Source organism: Paraburkholderia haematera (assembly GCF_905220975.1).
GTDB classification, from domain to species: Bacteria; Pseudomonadota; Gammaproteobacteria; order Burkholderiales; family Burkholderiaceae; genus Paraburkholderia; species Paraburkholderia haematera.
Genome location: NZ_CAJNBK010000006.1, coordinates 307606 through 329164 on the forward strand (window position 1 = coordinate 307606; position 21559 = coordinate 329164).

The 21559-nt window shown below is 59.0% G+C and carries 22 protein-coding genes; 12 read left to right on the forward strand and 10 right to left on the reverse strand.

The window, feature by feature from the left end; translation table 11 throughout:
* Window positions 1-3 precede the first annotated feature (3 nt).
* Window positions 4-1245 carry a metal-dependent hydrolase family protein gene (locus KHO23_RS14515; protein ID WP_211611917.1) on the reverse strand — a complete coding sequence of 414 codons (1242 nt, stop codon included), beginning with the start codon at window positions 1243-1245 and terminating at the stop codon, window positions 4-6.
* Window positions 1246-1654: 409 nt separating this feature from the next.
* On the opposite strand from KHO23_RS14515, the gene KHO23_RS14520 reads away from it, so the two are divergent.
* Both KHO23_RS14520 and KHO23_RS14525 read left to right on the forward strand, forming a co-directional pair.
* Window positions 1655-1861 (forward strand): hypothetical protein, encoded by a 207-nt coding sequence (locus KHO23_RS14520; RefSeq protein ID WP_211611918.1) that lies wholly within the window; start codon window positions 1655-1657, stop codon window positions 1859-1861.
* Between the two features lie 364 nt (window positions 1862-2225).
* The gene (locus tag KHO23_RS14525) at window positions 2226-2633 is read left to right on the forward strand and encodes a DUF2784 domain-containing protein (protein ID WP_211611919.1); all 408 of its coding nucleotides are present in this window, start codon (window positions 2226-2228) and stop codon (window positions 2631-2633) included.
* A gap of 100 nt (window positions 2634-2733) precedes the next feature.
* On the opposite strand, the gene KHO23_RS35065 is transcribed toward KHO23_RS14525, so the two are convergent.
* Window positions 2734-3093 (reverse strand): hypothetical protein, encoded by a 360-nt coding sequence (locus tag KHO23_RS35065; protein ID WP_236066842.1) that lies wholly within the window; start codon window positions 3091-3093, stop codon window positions 2734-2736.
* A 61-nt stretch (window positions 3094-3154) separates the two neighbouring features.
* Here KHO23_RS35065 and KHO23_RS14530 point away from each other — a divergent pair, with 61 nt between their 5' ends.
* Window positions 3155-4063, forward strand: a complete 909-nt coding sequence (locus KHO23_RS14530; RefSeq protein ID WP_236066843.1) for a YncE family protein — start codon at window positions 3155-3157, stop codon at window positions 4061-4063.
* A gap of 152 nt (window positions 4064-4215) precedes the next feature.
* Here the strand turns inward: KHO23_RS14530 and KHO23_RS14535 are convergent, their stop codons facing one another.
* Window positions 4216-5370, reverse strand: a complete 1155-nt coding sequence (locus KHO23_RS14535; RefSeq protein WP_211611920.1) for a porin — start codon at window positions 5368-5370, stop codon at window positions 4216-4218.
* A gap of 100 nt (window positions 5371-5470) precedes the next feature.
* Window positions 5471-6454, reverse strand: a complete 984-nt coding sequence (locus KHO23_RS14540) for a LysR family transcriptional regulator (RefSeq protein ID WP_211611921.1) — start codon at window positions 6452-6454, stop codon at window positions 5471-5473.
* 272 nt (window positions 6455-6726) lie between these two features.
* Here KHO23_RS14540 and KHO23_RS14545 point away from each other — a divergent pair, with 272 nt between their 5' ends.
* The 3 genes from KHO23_RS14545 to KHO23_RS14555 are packed head-to-tail and all read left to right on the forward strand — an operon-like array spanning window position 6727 to window position 8172.
* A complete protein-coding gene (locus KHO23_RS14545) occupies window positions 6727-7446 on the forward strand; it encodes a TetR/AcrR family transcriptional regulator (RefSeq protein WP_211611922.1) in 720 nt (239 codons plus the stop codon).
* On the forward strand, window positions 7403-7801 hold the full coding sequence (locus KHO23_RS14550; RefSeq protein WP_211611923.1) for a nuclear transport factor 2 family protein: 399 nt from the start codon (window positions 7403-7405) through the stop codon (window positions 7799-7801). Before KHO23_RS14545 ends, KHO23_RS14550 begins: the two co-directional genes overlap by 44 nt.
* Window positions 7798-8172: a TfoX/Sxy family protein gene (locus KHO23_RS14555; RefSeq protein WP_211611924.1), complete on the forward strand. Its 375-nt coding sequence runs from the start codon at window positions 7798-7800 to the stop codon at window positions 8170-8172. Before KHO23_RS14550 ends, KHO23_RS14555 begins: the two co-directional genes overlap by 4 nt.
* 317 nt (window positions 8173-8489) lie before the next feature.
* Here the strand turns inward: KHO23_RS14555 and KHO23_RS14560 are convergent, their stop codons facing one another.
* Complete coding sequence (locus KHO23_RS14560; RefSeq protein ID WP_211611925.1) at window positions 8490-8801, reverse strand: hypothetical protein; 312 nt, start codon at window positions 8799-8801, stop codon at window positions 8490-8492.
* A gap of 641 nt (window positions 8802-9442) precedes the next feature.
* Window positions 9443-9724, reverse strand: coding sequence for a hypothetical protein (locus KHO23_RS14565; RefSeq protein ID WP_211611926.1), 282 nt, complete (start codon window positions 9722-9724; stop codon window positions 9443-9445).
* Window positions 9725-9969: 245 nt separating this feature from the next.
* Between KHO23_RS14565 and KHO23_RS14570 the strand changes: the two genes are divergently transcribed.
* Window positions 9970-10518 (forward strand): hypothetical protein, encoded by a 549-nt coding sequence (locus tag KHO23_RS14570; RefSeq protein ID WP_236066844.1) that lies wholly within the window; start codon window positions 9970-9972, stop codon window positions 10516-10518.
* Window positions 10519-10585: 67 nt separating this feature from the next.
* Here the strand turns inward: KHO23_RS14570 and KHO23_RS14575 are convergent, their stop codons facing one another.
* Both KHO23_RS14575 and merB read right to left on the reverse strand, forming a co-directional pair.
* A complete protein-coding gene (locus KHO23_RS14575) occupies window positions 10586-11269 on the reverse strand; it encodes an SH3 domain-containing protein (RefSeq protein ID WP_236066845.1) in 684 nt (227 codons plus the stop codon).
* Between the two features lie 374 nt (window positions 11270-11643).
* A complete protein-coding gene (gene merB, locus KHO23_RS14580) occupies window positions 11644-12396 on the reverse strand; it encodes an organomercurial lyase (RefSeq protein ID WP_211611927.1) in 753 nt (250 codons plus the stop codon).
* A gap of 429 nt (window positions 12397-12825) precedes the next feature.
* Here merB and KHO23_RS14585 point away from each other — a divergent pair, with 429 nt between their 5' ends.
* Window positions 12826-13146, forward strand: a complete 321-nt coding sequence (locus KHO23_RS14585; protein WP_211611928.1) for a DUF4148 domain-containing protein — start codon at window positions 12826-12828, stop codon at window positions 13144-13146.
* Between the two features lie 12 nt (window positions 13147-13158).
* Here KHO23_RS14585 and KHO23_RS14590 read toward each other — a convergent pair whose 3' ends face one another.
* Entirely contained in the window at window positions 13159-14733 is a 1575-nt protein-coding gene (locus KHO23_RS14590) for a methyl-accepting chemotaxis protein (RefSeq protein WP_211611929.1), read from the reverse strand.
* Between the two features lie 704 nt (window positions 14734-15437).
* On the opposite strand from KHO23_RS14590, the gene KHO23_RS14595 reads away from it, so the two are divergent.
* The 4 genes from KHO23_RS14595 to KHO23_RS14610 all read left to right on the forward strand — a co-directional run bounded on the left by KHO23_RS14595 (window position 15438) and on the right by KHO23_RS14610 (window position 19239).
* Entirely contained in the window at window positions 15438-16358 is a 921-nt protein-coding gene (locus KHO23_RS14595) for a LysR substrate-binding domain-containing protein (protein WP_211611930.1), read from the forward strand.
* Window positions 16359-16445: 87 nt separating this feature from the next.
* On the forward strand, window positions 16446-17552 hold the full coding sequence (aguA, locus tag KHO23_RS14600) for an agmatine deiminase (protein ID WP_211611931.1): 1107 nt from the start codon (window positions 16446-16448) through the stop codon (window positions 17550-17552).
* Window positions 17553-17562: 10 nt separating this feature from the next.
* Window positions 17563-18657: a polyamine ABC transporter substrate-binding protein gene (locus KHO23_RS14605; protein WP_211611932.1), complete on the forward strand. Its 1095-nt coding sequence runs from the start codon at window positions 17563-17565 to the stop codon at window positions 18655-18657.
* 207 nt (window positions 18658-18864) lie between these two features.
* Entirely contained in the window at window positions 18865-19239 is a 375-nt protein-coding gene (locus tag KHO23_RS14610; protein ID WP_211611933.1) for a VOC family protein, read from the forward strand.
* 221 nt (window positions 19240-19460) lie between these two features.
* On the opposite strand, the gene KHO23_RS14615 is transcribed toward KHO23_RS14610, so the two are convergent.
* Window positions 19461-21500 (reverse strand): arabinofuranosidase catalytic domain-containing protein, encoded by a 2040-nt coding sequence (locus KHO23_RS14615; protein ID WP_211611934.1) that lies wholly within the window; start codon window positions 21498-21500, stop codon window positions 19461-19463.
* Window positions 21501-21559 lie beyond the last annotated feature (59 nt).

Genomic DNA, 21559 nt, shown 5'->3' on the forward strand with positions numbered 1-21559 from the left:
CCACTAGAGCTCGTTGACGAAGATCCGGCCGTCCTTCATGACGAGCGGAATATGCTCGCCCTGGCCTAACAGACAATCGACGGACTTCAGCGGATTGCCATCGACCACCAGCACGTCGGCATGGGCACCCGGCATGATTCTGCCGAGCTTGTCCTGCATGCCTAACACTTCCGCGCCAATGAGGGTCGCGCTCGCGATCACTTCGGCGGGCGACATGACTTCGGCCAGAAGCCGGAATTCGTCGCTTTGCAGACGCTGCGCTTCGCCGAGCAAATCCGTACCGAAGCCCATCTTGACCCCGGCGCGCTTCATGATTTCAATCGAATGCATGCCGGCGCCATGCACGTCCGCGACCTTGGCAATGCTTTCCGGCGGCAGCCCATATTTCTCGCCTTCGCTGGCAAGGGCGTCGTATGTGACGAGGGTTGGCACGACATACGCGCCGTGCTCCGCGACGAGACGGGCGGTCTCATCGTCAATCAGATTGCCATGTTCGATCGTGCGCACGCCACAGCGCACCGCGCGCGCGATCGTTGCAGGCGTATAGGCATGAGCGAGAACATAGGTGCCGCGTCCCTGCGCTTCGGCGACGATCGCGCGGATCTCATCTTCTGAATAACCGAATGCGCCGATCGGATCGGTCGGTGAAGCAACACCGCCCGAAGCCATAATCTTGATCTGGTCGGCGCCCATTTGCAGTTCCTCGCGTACGGCCCGGCGCACTTCGTCGACGCCGTCCGCCACGCGACCAAGGGCGCCCACGCGCACGCAGCATCCGCAAGGTGAATCGGGTGGCATGTAGTCGGAGCGGGCGCGCGGATCGGCATGACCGCCCGTCTGGCTCAACGCGCGGCCAGAGACGAAGAGCCGTGGACCTTCGATGAGTCCAGACTCGACCGCCTGCTTGAACGGGTGCCCGGCACCCCCTGCGTCACGCACGGTGGTGAAACCGCGGCGCAGCATCGCGCGCATGATCGGCACGGCGCGCAGCGTAACCAGCACGTTGGGTAGCGTCGCGACGCGCGGCAGGTTGAACTCGACCGCAACGACATGCACATGCAGATCGATCAGACCCGGCATGATCGTTTTGCCTTTGACGTCAATGACGCACGCGTTGCGGCTCGTTATCGGCTTGTCGGAGACTTCGCGGATGAGGCCGTCCTCGATGAGAACTTCGACGCCTTGGAGGAGATCAGGATGGGTAGGATCGAGAAGCGCGCCGTTTCGTAGGAGGAAGGTAGTCAATGGTTGTCTCCTTCAGGTTTCGATCATAGCGCCCGGCACCGGGCTTAGTATCGAGTATGCAGGCTGGCGCATGGAAGCGCTGCCAGGACAATCATCAGGATCAGACGGATACGCATCAAGTATGTACGCTGACGAACACGTGGTGCGAACCGATACGAGATCAACGGCCGACGGTTCATGCTGCACTGCGACGACTTCACGGTAGCGCCGTAAAAATATCGAAAAAAGCTTTTCCCACATATTGATCTATTGGACACCTCAGCATTAAGATGGGCCCCTTGGCTCGCGATATGCCACCTGAACGCAAGGTGACAGCCCGCGGCAGCCATCCCCGAATCGATCCTGCTCGCAAAGCGAGGCCAACGGATCAGATTCCCTGCGAAGCACCAGGCTCAGCCAGGAGACGGAGATGCTCAGTCCACATGAATTCGCGACCCTCATGCTGCTCAAGGATGCGCCGGATCTGCTGAGTTTGGACGGCGCCGATCTGGAAGCGCTTCTGGACCGCCAGCTCGTTACGCTGGAAAACCTCCCCTCCGGGCAGCAACGCCCGCTCATTACCGATGACGGACAGATGTTTCTGAAGGCCGCCGCTCGTATTCTGAACGACGAATGACACGTATCGCTTGATCGGTTTGACAGTCAAGGAGTGTTCCGTGGCCGAGTCGTGGACAGGAATCGTTGTGGGTCTATGTGGGCTAAGCGCTGCCGTGCTGCTGATCGCCGTTCACTATTGGCGCGAGCTGACGCGGCGGCGGAAACTCAAGCGGATGGATCATCGCGATTGCTGGGAAGTGATGCGCCATAGGCGCTGAGGGCAACTCGCGCGGATTTCCAGACCAGTCCTTTTCAAATGGACGCGACCGCGTAGCCGAGCCGACTGGATTCGGGCTCAGCGATGCCGGCCTGACTACTGAACGCGTTCGAACCTGTTTGATTCAATCGGACCCGCAGCACATCAGGTCACAAGAAAGCCGATCATGATCTGGCTAGCCAATACAGTGCTTGTCGTGCATGCGCTGCTTGCGGTTTTCATCGTGTGCGGATTCGCCGCGATCTGGGTGGGTGCCGGCCTCGGCTGGAAGTGGATACGCCATAAACTTTTCCGGCTCACACATCTGTTCCTCATCGTTATCGTGTCGACCCTCTCGCTGCTTGGGGTCGCATGTCCGTTGACGACACTTGAAGACTGGCTGCGTACGGGGTCGCTGGAAACGAACGGATTCGCGCAAGGTTTCATCCAGCGTTGGGTGAGCCGTTTGCTCTTCTACGATTTTCCAGTCTGGGTATTTACGCTCCTGTACGGCGCTTTCGGTCTGGTGGTGTTGCTGACCTGGCGCCTCGTTCCACCCCGGAACGCATCTCGAACGAAGGCAACGCGCCGGTGAGCGCTCCTCTGCGGCAAACGCACGGCAGCGTGAAATTGCGGCCGGCGTGTCACCGCCTCGTCTAGAGAAGCTTCAAATTCATTACAGGCATAGCGTTCACTCAATACAGACCATAAATAACTTTTACTTTCCGATTTTCCGTCGCGCCGCCATTGTGTGAACCGTACAGCCGGACCAAATAGCCGCGAACCATGCGCTGCGTCGCCGCACGCATGGGAAACATGGTTATCCCTTCAGATGATGATTTATTAAGATTCCTTAAGAAATCGTTCGTTGATCGGACCAATAAACGGAAAGGAGACAAATCGATGGAAAATCGCGTGAAGATCTTGATGTTGCTCGCTGCGGCCGCATTGGCCGGCTGCGGAGGTGGAGATAACGTCAGCGCACCGACACCGCCCAAACTACTGACGAACATCGCAGTGCCCAATGCTTCGAGCCCGCCATTCAGTTTCGACATCGGTTACGTCGAGGCCGGAAAATACTATCTTACTGACCGAAATAACAAAGCAGTCGATGTCGTGGATACCAAGTCGAACACGTTGATCGCCCAGATCCTGGGGCCATTCATCGGCGCCGGCGCCACGACAAACGAGTCCGGTCCAGACGGAATTGTCGGTATCACCGGCACGAACACGATCTATGTCGGCGACGTGGACTCAGTCAAAGTGATCGATACGGCTACGCAAGCGACGGTCAACACAATCGCCATCAGTAATTCCGGATCGCGCGTGGATGAGGGTTGCTACGATCCTGACGATCATCTCGTCATGTACGCGAGCCCTGGAGACTCGCCGCCGTTCGTCACGTTCATTTCCACGCTGACGCAAAAGGCGGTCGTCAAGCTCCCTTTCAACGGTTCGTCGGGGCTCGAAGCGTGCACCTATGATCCTGCCTCGAAGAGCTTCCTGATCAACAATGACGGGACCGCTGCGAACCCCGAGGGTGAGCTCGATGTCATTACCGCCAGCTCCGCGGTGGCGGGAAGTCCCGCTGTCAGCAAGTCGTTTCCACTAGGGAAATGCGGACCGTCGGGAATCGTGCTGGGCCCGAATAACGACGTACTCATTGGTTGCGACCCGCGGGCCGGCGACCCTCTCATCACGCTGATTCTCGATCGTTCGAGTGGTGCAATTCAAGCCAGCTTGCCGTTTGGCGGGGTAGACCAGGTCAATTACGATCCGGCTTCCAATCGCTATTTCCTGCCGGCCCGGCACTATGTGACGAGCGGTACTGCTGCCGCGTCTGGCTTTAGTCCGCAGATGGGCGTAATCGATGGCGCGTCACGGCAGTTGCTCTTCAAGATTCCGGTGGGTACAGGCGCACATTCTGTCGCCATCGACAGCGCCCTTGGGCAGGTGTACGTGCCGTTCCAGCCCGGCGCGGCGGGCTTTCCCAACGGCGGTATCTCGGTGTTCTCGACCCACTAGTCTTTCCGATGCGGGTCGTGGTCGAGGGGGGCGGCTCGCTTGCCGCCCATCCGGACCACGCATCGAATTAATGCTAGCGGGCCCATGAGTGCCACACAGCGCCGCGGCCTCGGGTCCACTGCTATCCCCGGGCTCGCGGCACTCCTAAGCGATTAGAACTGGTGCCGGATGCCGACACGCGCAAGGAGTTGATTCGCGCTCGTCGAGGGCGAATCGGCACCGGTGATGTAGGCGGTATTCAGCGGCGCCGCCACCGTGCTTCCGCCCGACGCGTGCTGATAAAGCCCTTGCACATAGACGTCCGTACGCAGCGACAGGTTGTAGTCCGCCATCAAGCCGAATTGCTGCCATTTTGGCTTCGAGTTGCCCGCGTTGCTGTCGAAATGCCCGAGCGTGTAGGTGTACATGGCGCCGACATAGGCACTCTTGGTGAACTGATACTTGGCATTGACTTCGAAGTTGTCGAACTTCAACGAGCTCGCCGTGTTCGCGAAGTTTCCTACATACACGGACCCCGTCGCGTCGTTCAGGCTCGTATGGCTGTACACGAAGCCAAGCACCGTCGGACCGATCGTATAGTTGATGCCCGCGCCCCAAACCTGTTGGCGTCCGGCAAAGAAGTCTGTGTCGTCGGCTGCTAGCGATCCGCCTGACGTGCCGCCCGGATTATTGATCTGCATGTACGCTGCCGCCACGGTCACCGAGCTGCCGACGTATTGCGCGCCAAGACTGTATGAACGGTTGTTCGCGAAGCCGCCCGCCTGGTTGCTGAAACCGTACAGGCCGCCGAACGTTACGCCGCCATAAGTGTTGCTCGTGTACTTGACGCTGTTGTTCAGGCGGAATGAGTTGTCGGTGTTGTCGTTATCGTACGGATGCGACATCAGATAGCCGGCCCAGTTGCCGTTCGCCGTGAGCGGTGCGAGGAAGTCGACAACGGAATCGTATTGCCGGCCCATCGTCAGTGTGCCGAATTGCGCCGAACTGAGACCGACGTATGCCTGCCGGCCGAACATCCGGTTACCTTGGCCGAGTTTGCCCGAGTTGACGTCGAAGCCGTTCTCCAACTGGAAGATGGCCTTGGTTCCGCCACCCAGATCTTCGGTGCCTTTCAAGCCCCAGCGGCTGCCTTGCGCAAAGCCGCTCTCCATCTGTACGTTCGAATGCCCACCCGAGTTGCTGGTGTAGTTCAGACCTTCGTCGATCAAGCCGTACAGCGTGACGCTGCTTTGCGCCATCGCGCTCATTGGGGCAAGCGCGCAGCCGAGCGCCGTGTTGGCAGCCGCGGCAATCAGGAGTTTTTTCATGAATGCAGATCCTTGTGGGTATGATGACCTCGCCGGTATTTCGTCGCGTCAACGGCGCGGCGGCACAGATATCCGGCGTCAGGTTCGTGCACTTTAGGACCTACAAAATGCGGTTCCACAGCAATTCAGTATTGCCCGATTGGTGTTGTAGCGGGCCGACGCCTATCGCATCCTTCCGCTTGCTTTCTTCCGGCGTGTGACGATAGCGCTCGACGACAAAGTCGACGAAGCTGCGCAGCGCGCGCGCCATGTGCGGCTGCCCGGAATAGAGCAGCCATACGGTACGCTCGTCGGCGCACAGTGTCGCGTCGCTCAGCAGTGCGCGCAGACTGCCGTCCGCGAGCTCCTGCTGTACCACGGATTGGGAGAGCCGTGCGATCCCGAGCCCGGCCTGCACAGCCCGTTTAACGACCAACGGGCTTTGTATGTTGAGAATCGGCCGCACGACGACGCGCTGCGTGCCGTGCGCGTCGCGGAATTCCCAATAGCGGCTTGGCGCATCCGAGGCGACTAGTACGTCGTGCGATGCGAGTTCCGCCGGCGTGCGCGGCGCCCTGCACCTCGCCAGATAGGCGGGGCTCGCAACGATCACGTCGCGAGTCTGCGCGAGCGGCCGGCAGACAAGCGACGAGTCGCGCAGGCGCCGCTCGGCGCCGAAACATACATCGAACTCGCTCGGCGCCACGTCGTTCATATTGTCGAACACGGTCAACTCGAAGTTCATGCGTGGCTCCTTCAGGCGGTATGCCGCCAGCACGTCAGGCAGGTCCGTCGTCGCAAAGAGCGATGACGCCGCGATCCTGAGCAAACCGGCCGGCTGCCCCACGGCGGACGCAATGCACTCGTCCATCGTGTCGAGTTGTTTGAGCAATTCGACGCAACACGCCCAATAGGATTGCCCGGTGCTTGTCAGCGAAACACGCCGTGTGGTCCGATTGATCAGGCGCACGCCCAAATGCTCCTCGAGCGCCGCCACGCTGCGGGTAACGACCGAATTGGAAATACCCAATTGCTTGGCCGCTTCCGCAAAATTCAGACATTCCGCGACTTTGGTGAAGATGCGTATCGACGCGAGCTGATTCATCGCGTCTTCCGGTGATGGCGGGACAGCCGGCTGGTGAGGTAATACGGAGGGGCGGAATGGCGAAAGGACACGGGATATCTACTCCGTCGGCCGGGTTGTCGAACTCTGTGCGGGTGATTGGCATTGCGCGGGCGCCCGGGCAAAATCAAACGCCGGCGCTGGTCTGTAGAGTAAATCGCGTGTCCTTACCCGAAACCGTCCGGTTGATTACAGCGCTGTTATCTAAGCAGTGTTACGGCTGATCCTGTCTCTATTCGCAATCGGATCGCCCGATGGCGGTCAGTATCTGGAAGGGTGCCGGTGGCTGCCGCTACAAGGGATATCTCAGTCGGCTTGACAATAGTTTCTTGATTGCATATTCTAAAATGAACAATCAAGAAATGCAGGAAATGGCAGATATGGGACGCTCACGTGAGTACGACGAGGAATTAGTGTTGACAGGTGCAATGCACGCCTTTCGGCGCGAAGGCTATTTCGCGGTCTCGATCAAAGATCTGGAGGAGGCTACCGGTCTCAAAGGCGGCAGCATCTACAACAGCTACGGCGACAAGGCCGGTTTGTTTTCTGCTGCTCTCGCTCACTACAACCAGAAGGTTCTGCACCGACGCATTGCTGACTTTGCGTCGGAAGCGGCAGGCTTGCGTGGCTTACGCAAGCTCTTTTTGTCATTGCTCCGTGAACCGGACGGAGAGTCGTTCGGCTGTCTGATCACCAACGCCGCAATCGAATTTGGCGGCAGTGGCCGTTCGATGCCGACGGGTATCGATGAGGGACTCCAGATTCTGTCGCGCACGTTTACCGCGCGGCTTGTATCGGCACGCCGTGCCGGCCAGCTTTCAACGGAGATAGAACCCGCACGTGCGGCCTCGAAATTACTGGCGCTCTATCAGGGAACGCTCGTGCTCGTTCGTGCCGGCTATGACAAGGCGCTGCTAAAGGCGCTGATCAATGACGAATTCGACCGACTGGAAGGACTCCGCCATGTCACCTGAAACACTTTGGAATCGGTATGCGGCTACCTGGTCGAGAGATTCGGATACCCGTATTGGCGAACTTGCAGCTTGCCTCGCGGATAACGTGATGTATTGCGATCCAAACGGCCCCATCGAGGGCCGTCTGGCCATCTCGGCCTACATGGGTGACTTTCAGCAAAACGTTCCCGGTGGAACATTCCGTATTCGAACGCTTCTGCACCATCACGATCGCACGCTCGCACACTGGAGTTTGCACGGGCCGGATAACAGTACGCTACAGACAGGGACCAGCTTTGGTCTGCTTTCAAATGACGGGCGACTTCAGAGCATTACCGGGTTTTTCTATCGACCCGATGAAGATCAACCGACATGAATCTTTCCGCCGCACGTGAAAGAGCGCTCGAATTTGTGGATCGCCTGAATATGATCGGGCCAATTTCGGTTACCCGATTTTTCGGTGGAGCGGGACTGGTGAAGGACGGCATCCAGTTCGGCTTTGTCATCAAGGGGGCACTGTATCTGCGTGTGGATGATCTGACACGCCCAGCCTTCGATGCATTGGGAGCAGTCCCTTTCAGCTACTCTGGGCAATCAAAAACTGTCAGGGTCGCCAGCTATTACCAATTGCCGGACGAGATAGCCGACGATCCGCACGAACTGATTCGTTGGGCGACCCGCGCGATCCATGCCGCTGCGGTGGCAAGGTCGAAAAGCCGGCGCAGCAAACACGTCGGTGCCGAGTAGTGTCCGCCAATTTAGGCCATACCGTATCCTGATGTCAGGCGAGCCATGCCAACATGGTCAGGTTAGGGCTGCGACTTTCAGCGATAAATGGCGGGGAAATGCCAGCGCTATATGGCGCCAATAACGAGGGTGCGGCAAGCGGCTTCGAGGCGATGATCCAAGGGGGGATCGCGGCCCATTTCGGTCCTTCGCTTTTCCCCGAAGCGGTCAGTCAACGTTGGGCCGAATTCAGCCATCTGGCGCGTTATGACAGGCCAGTTACATTAACTTTTCCCCACAGTCGCTTATTTGGACCGGGTTGTCAGCTATAACAACTGCTATTGGCCGGCGGCCGGCGACACTACGCTCGGGGTCGCCAGCGTGTTGTGACTTCCGGGAGCGTTGATGAGGGACGTTGAGCTATTGGTAGTGCTATTCGGCAGGCCCGAGTTCGGCGACCCGGCACTCATGCCGCTGTCCGAGTTGGTGACGCCAGGCGTGCCATAGCCGCTTGTTGCATTGACCGGCGACACGGCGGCCGGCGACACGGTGGTGGGGGTCGCCAGCGTGTTGTTGCTCTGTGCATAAGCGCCGCCCGACAGCGTGAGTGCGGCGACTGCCGCGATTAATGTACTGGCTGCCTTGTTCATGACCCGTTCCTCCTTGATTGGACTGGAATTTCGACGCAAGCGATCCTTTCGTATTTTTCCCTAGCGGTCTTTGTACGCCTGGCTCGTGGCGATCAAACAAACGCGCGCGACCCGTTCGCAGTCATGCACGTGAAGCAAACCACAGATCGCCGCTCAGGGCTGGCAACGAGACACGCACTTCATTCCCGGAAAGAATCTACGCCCGCCTAAGGCCTGCCTGGGTGACCGGTACCTCGTTCAGGCCCGCGATGCCCTCTATGTCTCAATCAGCTCATGTGACGCGGGATAAGGCTTCTCAGGCCGGTATTGCACAGTATTGACGACATACAGTGCCCCGACAGCACGGGATCGAGTCCATAGCAGGCGACATCAAGTTTAGGAAAGCGGTCGCTGATAATTAAGCGCATTGTTCGCAAGGGTGAATTTCGATTTCTGGAATTACCCTTAATGGGTCCTGGTCCCCAATCGGAGGCCGACGTGGTTCGGCATTGCGCGGTGCATGCTACGTGACCCGCGAGGAAACTGATTGGGCTGCGTGGATAGCGAATAGCCGCTGGAGCGGGCCGGTGAGCGAACTTGCAAGCGAACGCCTCCACGATTGGCGACGATCAAGGCTGGCTGATCCACGACCATACAAAGATTCAGAGCATTTTCTTGATAGCGGTGCAATTCAAAGGCTGAGGAACTATGGCAAATTCCTCGCGCTGGGCGCGCTCGACAAGCGCATCGAGCTTGTCTCCCCCCAGGCTTGAAGTGGCGTCCGCCTTGTCATTGCACTCGGATCGAATTTTCTCCAACTCCTTTTTTCCCTTTGTTGGAGTATCCAATATGCAGTTGTAGAAAGAATTGCGAATCGCAAATTCCTGCATCTGGTTTCCCACGTACCATAACGGCAAGCAGCCGCCGATCTTCACTGTATCCAAAGGCGGTCGCGCCACATTACGCAAATTGCATCTCACATCGCCCGTGTCAACGCGGTTACGGCTGCTTCCGAGTGTGGAGCGGCCGCGCCCGACCAGCTTGGCGCGGTGCCGAACGTCCGCTTCTGACCGCCTACCACCCTAAATCATCAACCCCTGATATCCGTCGTCCGTCGCCGATCTGCCTCAAATCTTTTCCGGCGCGCCGTGTCCAACCCTAATGCATCGCATCGCGCACGAGGTTCGGCATGACACGGCGCAAATCGCAGGTCGGCTGTCCACTTGTACATCGCTTGGACGTGTGGCGCTTCACGCTTACTTTTGCGTTGACACTTGCCTTGAGCGCCTGCGTTCAACCATGGGATCGCTTCAAGGCCGGCGAGCCGGAATCCGCCGTGACTGCCGCACTAGGCCAGCCTAAAGAAACCTATGACCTTCCGAAGGGCGGCAAGCGTCTGATGTGGCCGACGCAACCGATGGGCGAAACCACCGTCGCCGCGGATATCGACGCGGACGGCAAAGTCGTCGACGTCCGCCAGGTGCTGCAGCCGTTGGAGTTCTATCGCGCGGAGCCGGGAAAATGGACCCGCACGGACGTGCTCGTCAATTTCGGCCGTCCCGAAGAAACGATGTATCTGCCGCTCGTCAAGCGCGAAGTCTGGAGCTACCGGTACCTGGAAGACAATACGTGGTACCAGCTCTTTCACTTCTATTTCGACGACGCAGGCGTGTTGCGCTCGACGCAAAAGAGCCCGGACCCGCTTCACGATCACGCCGACGATCATCCGTCGGAGTGAGCGGCATGGACGCCTGGCGCGTTGTCATGCGATCGTGAAGCGGTGGCGGGCGAAAAGCGTTAAATCGCTAATGGTTATCCTGTGGATGATTGTGGTTTTCATTGCCGCCGCGCGCCTCGCCGCCGTGCTCACCGGACGGACCGCCCGGGTGCACGGCAGCCTGTCCCTGAGGACCGCCCATCGTTTGTCGGGGCGGCTGCGCAGGCCCGTGCGCGTACCCCGGCTGCGGCTGCACCGGCCCATGAGCGTACCCCGGCTGGGGTTGCGGCTGCGGGCCGCCGTGCATGACCGGCCTCGGGTTCATGGCCGGACCGCCCGCTGCCGGCGGACCACCATGCGGCGGCGGATGATTCGCCCACCGGTCCCGGTCGTGATACCAAGGTTGGCCGCGATAGTGGTGATCCCAGTAAGTGCCGAACGAGAACGCCACGATCGGCAGCCCGATCTGGAAGCCGTAAGTCATGATCGGCACCTCGGTACCCTGGTACGGATAGTCGAGATATTCGCCGTAGACCCAGCCGCGCAGTCCGGGCGCTCCGACGTCGCACCAGCTGTAATCGGAAACGCAGCCGTACACCGTAAGCTCCACACTCGGCGGTAATTGCGCGACCACCGGATAGTCGCCGGACGGACCCGCATAAACGTCCACGGGCTGATTCGAATACGCCAGCGATTGAGCGAACGCCGCGCCGGACAGCGCCATCAGGCAAACGCCTCCCGCGATGGCTCGAATGACGATTTGCTTTTGCACGATTCCTCCCACGGAAAGAGCGGTCCATGCATGAGGTGCGCTATTCGCTTTGTCCCGGCCATAACGGCGCCTCGATAGCAGGGCCACATTGCTTGGACAAGCCTGGTGGCCTTTGAATTGCACCCGACTGGCTGCGCAATTACGGTTTGTCAGCGTTCTTACCGGTCAGCAACGTTCATGCTTTGCCGCTCATGCGTCGAGCTGAGCAAAGAGCCGGTCCTGGAAGCTGCGCAGCTTGTGTCGATCCGCGCGCGATTTGGGGTGCCCTTTTGCCCGACGGTTAGCAGCGAACACGTGCAATCGACCCTCAACGGTCCTTTAGTTTTCTCGTTAGCGGACATTCCAATGCAAAAGCCGTTCCGATAGCAAAAGCCTTAGTAACGCCCGGCCGAAGTATCGAGCTTCCAGAAATCGCTGACCAGACCGGTCGAGCGGAATATCTCCATGGCTTGAGCTGGCGTCCATTTCTCCCAGTCCGAGTCGGCGTGGTGCGAATACCAGCGTTGAGCCAACTCCGCCAATTGTGCAATCGGCATGACTTCACCCAATGGAAGCTGATGTCTCCTTCCCCAATCGCCAACATCTTCTGGGGATCGAAATGGAAGAACGCGCGCGCAAAAGTGGTGAACGTTGTCCCAAGCCCTGCGTGGCGGTTCGGCAAAATGAACGAACAGTTCGGTTTGCAAGGGAACAGCGTCCGCGACATCTATCTGTACCGGCTCCGCTTCGCCTCCAATCCGGGTATGCACAGTCAGTCTTCCCTTAACAAGGGCCGCTATACCCAGCGCGCACCACATGCAAGGAGCCCACCATCCTTTCGTTCCCGCTTGCACCCAGGTGTGGGTAGGCGACGACGAAAACGGATGTATCACCCACACTTCGCACCGGCCTGGATGAAGCACGAGGCCATGGGAAGCCTGAAGGCGCAACAGCCCAGTTTCTACATCGTCGACGCTCGATGCAACCTTCCGTGCGAGTAACGCGTTGGTCGGCGCGTGACCTTCTTGAATAAAGGTCGTAACGATATGGTGGTGAAGTAGCGAGTCGAATTGCTGCTGGGTCATGTTTGTTGCGGCAACGCCGCCCAAGTTGGATGTCTTGGAAAAAATGCTCAGCGCGAATTGCAACGACCGCGGGGATATCGCAAACAGCAAATCTGGCGCTGGGTTGAGGTCGTTTATGCAGGCGACCAATCAGATCGGACACGTGTGCGACCCTATCCATCGCATTGTGGACTGTTTTAGGGGAACGGCAAGGCGTTCGCGCGTTCGCTTCCACCAACACGCCCACGACGCTGTAGCGCTCCGCGACCCAAGAGCCTTCGTAAGAAGGTGGCGAGCTTGCCGAATGCGCGAGCGTCGTTCCATTTCGGTCCTGCTCTCTGCTCTCTGCGGTCCCCAGGTGAATGCGGGAATAACCGGCGCACGCAAGCGGTCTTGCAAGGTGAGCACGCACGAAGCATGAGCATCGAGCGCAGCAGAACGCATTGGCCCCGGACAACATGGCTCAGTGAACGTCCGTCATTCGTTTGCTCTCGAGGAGCAAGGAGTACCAACATGGAATCGCATTCGTTGAATCGGCGCGTTGAGTCGCCGTTACTCAGCCTCGTGATAGCAGGGGCAGTACTGATGGCAAGTTCGGCGAGCGTCTATGCTCAAACCGCGCCGGAGTCCGCGCCCCATCGAGTCACACGCGCGGAAGTTATGCATGAACTCGAGGAATTGGAGGAGGCGGGTTACAACCCTTCCCAGGGGGACGATGGTTCGTACCCCGCCGATCTTCAGGCTGCAGAAGAGAAGGTTGCCGCTAAACATCGAGCGGAAAGAGAAGCGGCGATGAACGCGGGCCAGAACGGGCAGGCGAAGCTATCGCCATAACCTGTTGAGGGTCTACTGACGATCACCAACCGTAAAGACGGCAATAGACTCCCGCAACGCGCTCGCCCGTCCGGCCATGGTCTGCGCACCCGTCGTAACCTGTTCGACAAGCACCGAATTCTGCTGAGTGACTTTTTCCATTTCTGCAACCGCCTGATTGACGTGCTCGATACCCGTCCTTTGCGTGGTCGATGCGAGCGCGATCTTGCTCACGAAGTCATTCAGCTGGTGCACCGATCGCACGACCCGCTCGATCGTGGCACCCGCATCGGCCACCAGGTGCGAGCCGGCCTCAACATGATCGGCCGACTGCCCGATCAGCACTTTGATCTCCTTGGCTGCATCCGCGCTGCGCTGCGCGAGCGTGCGCACCTCGCTCGCTACCACGGCGAAACCGCGCCCTTGCGTGCCTGCGCGAGCCGCCTCGACCGCAGCGTTGAGTGCCAGAATATTGGTCTGGAATGCGATGCTTTCGATCACGCTGATGATCTCGGTGACCCTCGACGAACTCGCGGAGATGTCCTGCATGGTCGTCACCACCCGCTCGACGACCTGCCCGCCCTGGACAGCGGTGTTGGACGCCGCATTGGCGATCGTGCTGGCCTGCATCGCGTCTTCGGTGTTCTGCCTGACGGTGGAGGTCAATTCCGCCATGCTGGCGGCCGTCTGTTGCAATGACGCCGCCTGTTCCTCGGTGCGCTTCGAAAGATCGGTGTTGCCGTCGGCGATTTCCCCGGCATGGACAGCGATCGATTCAGCCGAGGTCTTGATTTGCGTGACCATGGACATCAATTGCAGACGCATCGCCTCGAGCGACGCCATCAGGCTATGCGCGTCGCCCTTGCCCAGTTTGACCGTCACCGCGAGATTCCCGCCTGCGATCTCGCTGGCAAGGCGCTGCGCCTCGGCCGGGTCCGCGCCGAGCTGTCTGAGTATGCTGCGCGTGATCAGCACCGCTGCCGTGAGGCCGATCAGCAATGCGACGACTACCGCGCCCATGGTCACCGCCTGCAGCGTTGCATAGGTTGCCGCGGCATCGTTCGCTGCGTCATGACTGCGGGTTTGTTCAAGTGCGAGCAGTTCGTCGAGGGTCGTCAGCCAGGCGACCTGCTTCGGACGCACCTCGTTGACGAGCACCTTGACCGTCGCGTCCGGATCGTTCGACAGCGCCCAGTTCATCGCTTCCTTCTCGACCAGCGGCAAGGTTGCGGCTTCTTCCTGCTTGAGCTTGGCGAGCAGACGGCGCTCGTCGTTGGTCGTCAGCGGCGAAGCGCTGAACATCCGCGCCAACGCCTGATAATTCTCGGCATAAACCGCTTCCTGCCGCTTGATGGACGTTTGCTCCTTTGCCACTTCATTCTCGTCGGTCAGCAGCGCCATGTTGCGGATCGAGATGGCGATGCCGTTGACCGCACCGCGCAGGTTCGTCGCGAATCCCGTTTCGGCGTCATGGACTTGAACGATGTCGTCGAGTTTGCCGCGAATGCTGGCAACGCCGGCCATGCCCATTAAAGAAGTGGCCACGAGCAGCGCCAGGACGGTACCGAAACCGAGTGCGAGCCGGGTGGAAACGTTGATTTGAGCCATGGCGGAGTCTTTGTCGACGGAAATAGGGCGTGCGCATGCACACGCGTTGCTGATGAGGTCAGCGAGCCGGTGAGTCTTCGAAATGCCGGATGTGGCGAATGGAACCGCGCAATCGGTGCTGCGGTTCAGGACAGATAGCAGTGCTACTGCTAGAGGTGCTGGGGGTGCGGGTGGGGTTCGTGACAACCCATGCCGATGATTCCGCGCGCTGCCCGGTGCGTCAACGTGTGCTTTCGTACGACACGCCCGATGCCTGTGCCCACGAACGTGTCGCCAGTCGCAAGTGCGACGATCACGTTGCAAAAAACGGCGATTCCCATAATTGCCCCAGATTGGTCGAGAGGCCGCGCGTCGATTGATGTCCTTTAGCGCGCTACGCCGGCCGGATTATTGTTCTGTTCGGGGGCTATGCTAGTGCAGCCGTCGTAGCTGAAATAACTGTTTTTTTTAAAATTGCAGCAGATAAACACCGCAACCCGGACGCGAAGATTCGTTGTGAGCGACAGATCCATTCTCGACCAATCTGGAGAGGCCGCGGATTCCGGGTTGTCAGCGAGGCCCCTTACAATGAGGCGGCAATCGTCGGATCCGAACCCTCGCGAATAGCCATCTACAACGGGTGAGTCAGTCGCTGAGCGACTGGCTTTGAGCCGTAGCAACGCGCGATCGATCTGTGCCATAACGAATTCATTCGATACCGATCCATGCGGAAATTGCCTCCACTCAGCGCGCTTAAGACCTTTGAGGCTGCAGCGCGACATCGTCATTTCGGCAGGGCCGCTGACGAGCTGTGCGTGACTCATAGCGCCATCAGTCATCAGGTGCGCTCGTTGGAAGAGGTGCTCAAAGTCACGTTGTTTGAAAAGCAGGGACGCCAGGTTCACTTGACCGACGCTGGCCTGCGGTTGCTGCACTCGGTCCAGCAGGCACTCGACATGATGGCCGAAGCGTGCAGCGACGCTGCTCACCCAGGCATGCGCGGTTCCCTGAAAATCTCCGCGCCGGCCGAATTGGCGCATCGCTTTTTTCCACGAGTGATCGGCGAATTCTCTCAACGCTACCCAGGCCTGACCATCCATCTCCTGGTGCACGATAGCGATTCGAACGAGATCAATCCGGGTGCGGACATCACCATTCTCTATTCGATGGGCGACACCGATTGGGCCCGGTACTGGGCCGTACCGTTTCGCGCCATTGAATTCTTCCCCGTATGCCATCCGAGCCTGGTTGAGGGCGAAGGCAGCTTGCAAACTCCGGCCGATCTCGTGCGCTTTTGTCTGCTGCATGACGACCAGGATGGGAAAACCTGGGCCACGTGGCTCGGTACTCATGCCGCCTCGTTGCCGGCTCCCGCGCGCAACCTCCACTTCGCGCATTCCGGCATCGCCATCGAGGCGGCACTGCAGAAGGTCGGGGTCTGCCTGGCGGATACGCTAACCGCGGGCGACGAGCTGAAAAGCGGCCGGCTGATTCGCCCATTCGCCGTTTCGGTTCCTTCGCCGGGCAACTACTACCTGGTTGCCGAACGGCGCAAACGGACCGAGGCCCGGCTCGTGGCGTTCATGCAGTTTGCCGGGCTCGCACAATATTTATGTGAAATCAATTCACCGATTGAAGAGAATTGATCATTAGTTAGCAAAAAATATTCAACCTAGGATAAGCCATGAATGCCGGGCACCTGCCGGCACGCCCCCAACTACTGGAGCGACACCATGGCGCGTACTCTCACCACACTTCCCCGCAACGACGGTTTTCGATGCCCCGGCGAATTCGAACCTAAGGCTGGCTGCTGGCTCGGCTGGCCGGAACGGCCCGACGTCTGGCGCAACGGCGGCAAGCCGGCGCAGAAGGTGTGGGTGGAGATCGCTACCGCGATTGCCGGGAGTGATCCTGTCACCATCTGCGTGTCGTCGCGCCAATACGCGAATGCGAGGGCTATGTTGCCGCCGCATATCCGCGTGCTGGAAATGACGGTGAACGATTCATGGTTTCGCGACAGCGGCCCGGCATGGCTGCTCAGCGATCACGGCGAGGTGCGTGGCGTCGATTTCCAGTTCAATGCCTATGGCGGATTGAACGGCGGCCTCTACTTTCCGTGGGACATGGACGACCAGATCGCCGGGAAGATTCTGGAAGCCGAACGCGCCGACCGTTACCGCGCACCGATCATCGCCGAGATGGGCGGGATCCAATGCGACGGCGAAGGTACCGTCCTCACGACCGAGCAGTGTCTGCTCAATGTCAACCGCAACGCCGAGCTGGGCAAGGAAGCCGTGACCCAGCACCTGCTCGACTACCTGGGGGCGCGCAAAGTCATCTGGCTGCCACGCGGGTGCAAATTCGACGAGACCGACGGCCATATTGACGATCTAGCCTGTTTTTCGCGTCCGGGCGAAGTGGTGATGCAATGGACGGACGACCCCAGCGACCCTCAATACGAGATTTACCAGGAGGCTTACGCCATCCTGAGCAGCACCATCGATGCGAAAGGGCGATCGCTGAAAATTCACAAGATTCTTGCGCCCGAAACACTCGTCTGGACTGCAGAAGAAGCTGCCGGTCTAGACCATGGCGACGCGGCGATGGCGCGTGTGGCGGGCACCCGGATTTGCGCGTCATATATCAACTACTACGTCGGCAACGGCGTCATCGTGGTGCCCGAGTTTGGCGACGTCAACGACCTGCCTGCGCAGCGGATGCTGGCCGACGTGTTCCCGCGGCATCGGATCATCGGCATTCCCAATACGCGCGAGATACTGCTTGGCGGCGGAAATATCGCCTGTATCACGTCGCCGCAGTACGCCGCACAAACGCGTTGAGGAGAGCACCATGAAAAACCCGCTATTCAGAGCCATAGTGTGGGGTCTGCTGGGCACCAGCAGCATCGCCATGGGCGCCGGTCAGATCCTCAATGTCTACAACTGGTCGGATTACATCGGGGATAAAACTGTCGAGAACTTCGAGACGGAAACCGGCATCAAGGTGAAGTACGACGTCTACGATAGCAACGACACCCTGCAAACAAAACTGCTGGCGGGCGGCACCGGTTACGACATCGTCGTGCCATCAGCCAATTTCATGGCAAAGCAGATCGACGCCGGCATCTATCAGAAGCTCGACAAGTCCAAATTGCCTAACCTCGTCAATCTGGACAAGTCAATCATGGCGATGGTGCAAAGCACTGACCCAGGCGCGCAGTACGGCATTCCATGGGCCTGGGTGACGATCGGTCTTGGTATCAACGTCACGACGGTGAAGGCCGCGCTCGGCAACGACGCCGAACTCGACAGCTGGGGCTTGCTGTTCGACCCCAAGAATCTGGCCAAGCTGAAGCATTGCGGGGTCTCTGTGCTCGACGAACCCACCGACGTGCTTCCCGAGGTGTTGCACTATCTGCACAAAGACCCTAGCAGCACGAATCCCGCGGACTATCAGGCTGCCTTCGAGGTACTCAAACAGATTCGCCCTTACATCACCCAATTCAACTCGTCCGGCTACATCAACGACCTGGCCAACAATGACGTCTGCCTCGCGTTGGGCTACTCCGGAGATGTGAACATCGCCAGGCATCGCGCGATCGAAGCACACAAGAGTTACGAGATTGGTTATGTCATTCCCAGGAGCGGCGCACCCGTTGGCTTTGACGTGATGGTTATACCCAAGGATGCGCCCAATCCGGAGGCCGCCCTCGCGTGGATCAATTTCATCGAGAAACCCGAGATCAATGCCGAGATCACGAACAAAGTTTTCTATCCAACCGCCAATCTCGCCGCGAGGAAATATGTGAAGCCGGAGCTTGCGAACGACCCGACCATCTATCCTCCGGAGTCGGTGATGAAAACCTTGTTCCCACTCAAGCCGTTGCCCGTTGAGATCATCCGTCTGGAGCATCGTCTTTGGGCCAAGTTGAAGTCGGGCATATAGCTGGGCTCTCCTGTATGTAGGGCTTCAACCCCGCGACGATCGCCGAGAACGTCACCGCAGCGCCAGCGGACGACTCAGTGAGCGGTTGACCCGAGACATTGTCGCAAGACTGCCACCGGTGGCGACTTGTGGCTACGTGTGGCAACATCGCGGTGATCTCTCAATCACGTTAGGCCTCGCGCAGGCCCACACACCTCAGGAGAACGCATGTTCGACCACGTCAAATTCGGAGTCAGCGACTATGCAGCAAGCAAGGCGTTCTTCGTCAAGGCACTCGAACCGCTCGGCGTAGCTGTTGTCTCGGAGGGGCCGCCTTCGTACGGGGTCGAGCTTAGCCCACAGGGTAAGGCTTCATTGTGCCTGTTCCAAACCGAGGAGAAACCTGCGCATCTTCACCTGGCGTTCACGGCCGAGAGTCGCCAGCAAGTCGAAGCTTTCTATCGTGCGGCTCTGGAGGCGGGTGCCAAAGACAATGGTGCGCCCGGTCTGCGCCCGCACTACCACGCGAACTACTATGCGGCTTTTGTCATTGGTCCGGACGGGCACAACATCGAAGTGGTTTGCCACCAACCCGAGGCCTAACCCTTCCAGCGAGCGGACTCGCGAGGCCAGGCGGCTCTCATCCCGATCCCGTTCGGCCTGGCGCGCTCAGTTAATCAAAGTCTTTCCCGGCAACCGAAGTTGGCCGCTATCGAAGTGCTCACTCATTTCTGGTGAGCACTTCGCTGACTTCTTCCTTGTGTTTTCCGTGACTCCATTCCCTTAAGAGCGGGTGTCTCCGGAACTCACGACTCGGTGCATGCCTACGTTCCCGAGTTAGTCGAGATTGCAAGGCTTGGGCAATAATGCGTTGCGCTCAAGTACGGCGCTTGCTGTGAGCGAACTCCGGCAGCGTTAGACGTCGGGGGATCGATAAAAACTGACGCATTGTTCGATCCCGCGGGTGCGGTGAGGGTCATCGTCACTTTCCACCAGTTGCCCGATTTCACCGCGCTCAGCGATGTCGCCTGTCCGCCGCCCCATGTCCCTCGCACTACAGCGCCCGTATTCGTATTGAGAACCCAGCCAAATTCGGTGCCGTTCGGGTCATCGGTCTGGATTGATCCACCAGGAAAGACCGTGGCGTTCGTGGTAGCGAGAACATAATCAGTGAAACTATACGATTGCCCACCCTGAACCCTGATGATTTCGCGGACATTCGAGACTGACGAGCCGTTCGTGCTGGTAACCATAGCGGCGCCCCTGTTCACTCCGGAGATATCGGGCGCAGGCACGGCGGTGCCGCCATTTTGTTGCGACCATGCATCCGGCGTGGCAAGACTCAGCGGCGAATTGATCAGATTGTTTGCATAGCAGGCGGCCATGGTCTTGTCGGCAGGCGGTCCATAAAAGCTTGCAATGCTCGCCTGGATCGCGTTATCGGTCGTGTCGGATGTCGCCTTGGTGATCACCGCTCCTTCGAAGAACTGGATGGGAGCGGCGCTACCGTCTCCGCCTTCGCCAAGCGAAAGACCACCTTGCCATTGCCCGTTAAATGCATGACCCGCGTCGTTGCCAAAGTTCAAGGCTTCTGGGGGCGCCTGGTCATAGAGTGCGGTGAGTACACTCTGCGAGGCAGAGCCGCCTTTAACCGCGAAGATATTTGACGCGGTCACCGGTGAGTATTTGGAGAGCACCGTGACGAATTTTTCTCCCGGAGGCTGCTGCGGGCCGTAGAGATAAACGCCTGCCTCTGCGTCGACGCCCGGCCAGTTAATATCGAGTGCGTTGCATACGGGGTCTTTGACGTTGGGTGCCTGGTTGGAGTCGCCGTCACAATAGCCAAAAACAGCTGCGTTGCCGTTCGAGAACGCCAGCGCAAACATTTCGCCTTCGACTTCTCCATGTGCATAAGTGCCCGGGTTAGCACTGCTTTCCATATTTCCGTAAGTCCCGCAGCAAGTGGAGGACTGGCTATAGTGCGCTCCCGCCACCATATATTCGGCAATATCGCTATCACCGATCGACTGGTTCACTGTGCCGAACCTGTTGCGGTACGATTGTCCCGCCAAGGTACCCAGAGCGGGAATCTGGACGCCGTGCCGCGGCACAAAGCCTAGCTTGGCCGGCGTGCCGGCGAGCGCCGGCAAATCGTTCCCGATAGATAACTGGAGGGTTGGTGACTGGGTGGTCAGCGCGGTAGGGGGCTGCAGAAGTTGAACGGTCAATGCACCGCCGGTTCCTGGAAGCGTGATCGTCGCAAAGCCGTTGAGGACCGGAACGGTTGTCGTTTTTGTGCTGCCTGAGCCGCTATTCGGTACGGTCAGTGACTCTGTGCCGTCCTGGTTGAGTGTGAGGGTGGCGGGCACATTGCCAAATGCTCCGCCCTTGAGGGGCGCGACCAGGTCGATCTGGTCGTAAATGTACGTGACGGAACAGGTTGTGTTGTTGCAGAACGCGTTTGCGCTTTTGACGTTGGCCGAGCCAATCAGCGTGCGGTCGGCGCCATTCGGCAAGGTACTCGACGTATAGGGATTGACGTCCTGCGTTGCACCGTCGGATGCCCGTTGAACCTGGAATAGCGGGCCCCTGTAATTCTTTGTCAGCAAGCGTGTCACGCTGTGAGCCGCGGAGCACGGCGTGTTGGCAGATGCTGCGGCGTCGCACGGTAGAGGTCTTGTCGTCGCCTCTTCCGTTGGGGTACTGTAATTTGACTGGGCTGCATTGTTCGTCGGCGACGTACTTGAGTTTGACACCCCTGTCGCTTGAGATCCGGGCGTGCCGCTACTATCTCCGTTACAGGCGGCAAGCCCGACGGTCATCGCCAACAAGACAGCAATTAATCCGGTTCCTCTGGACACCATGACATCCTCCTATGAAACCACGCTTCTGATTAGGCTTGCACAACTTAGTTATGCAAACT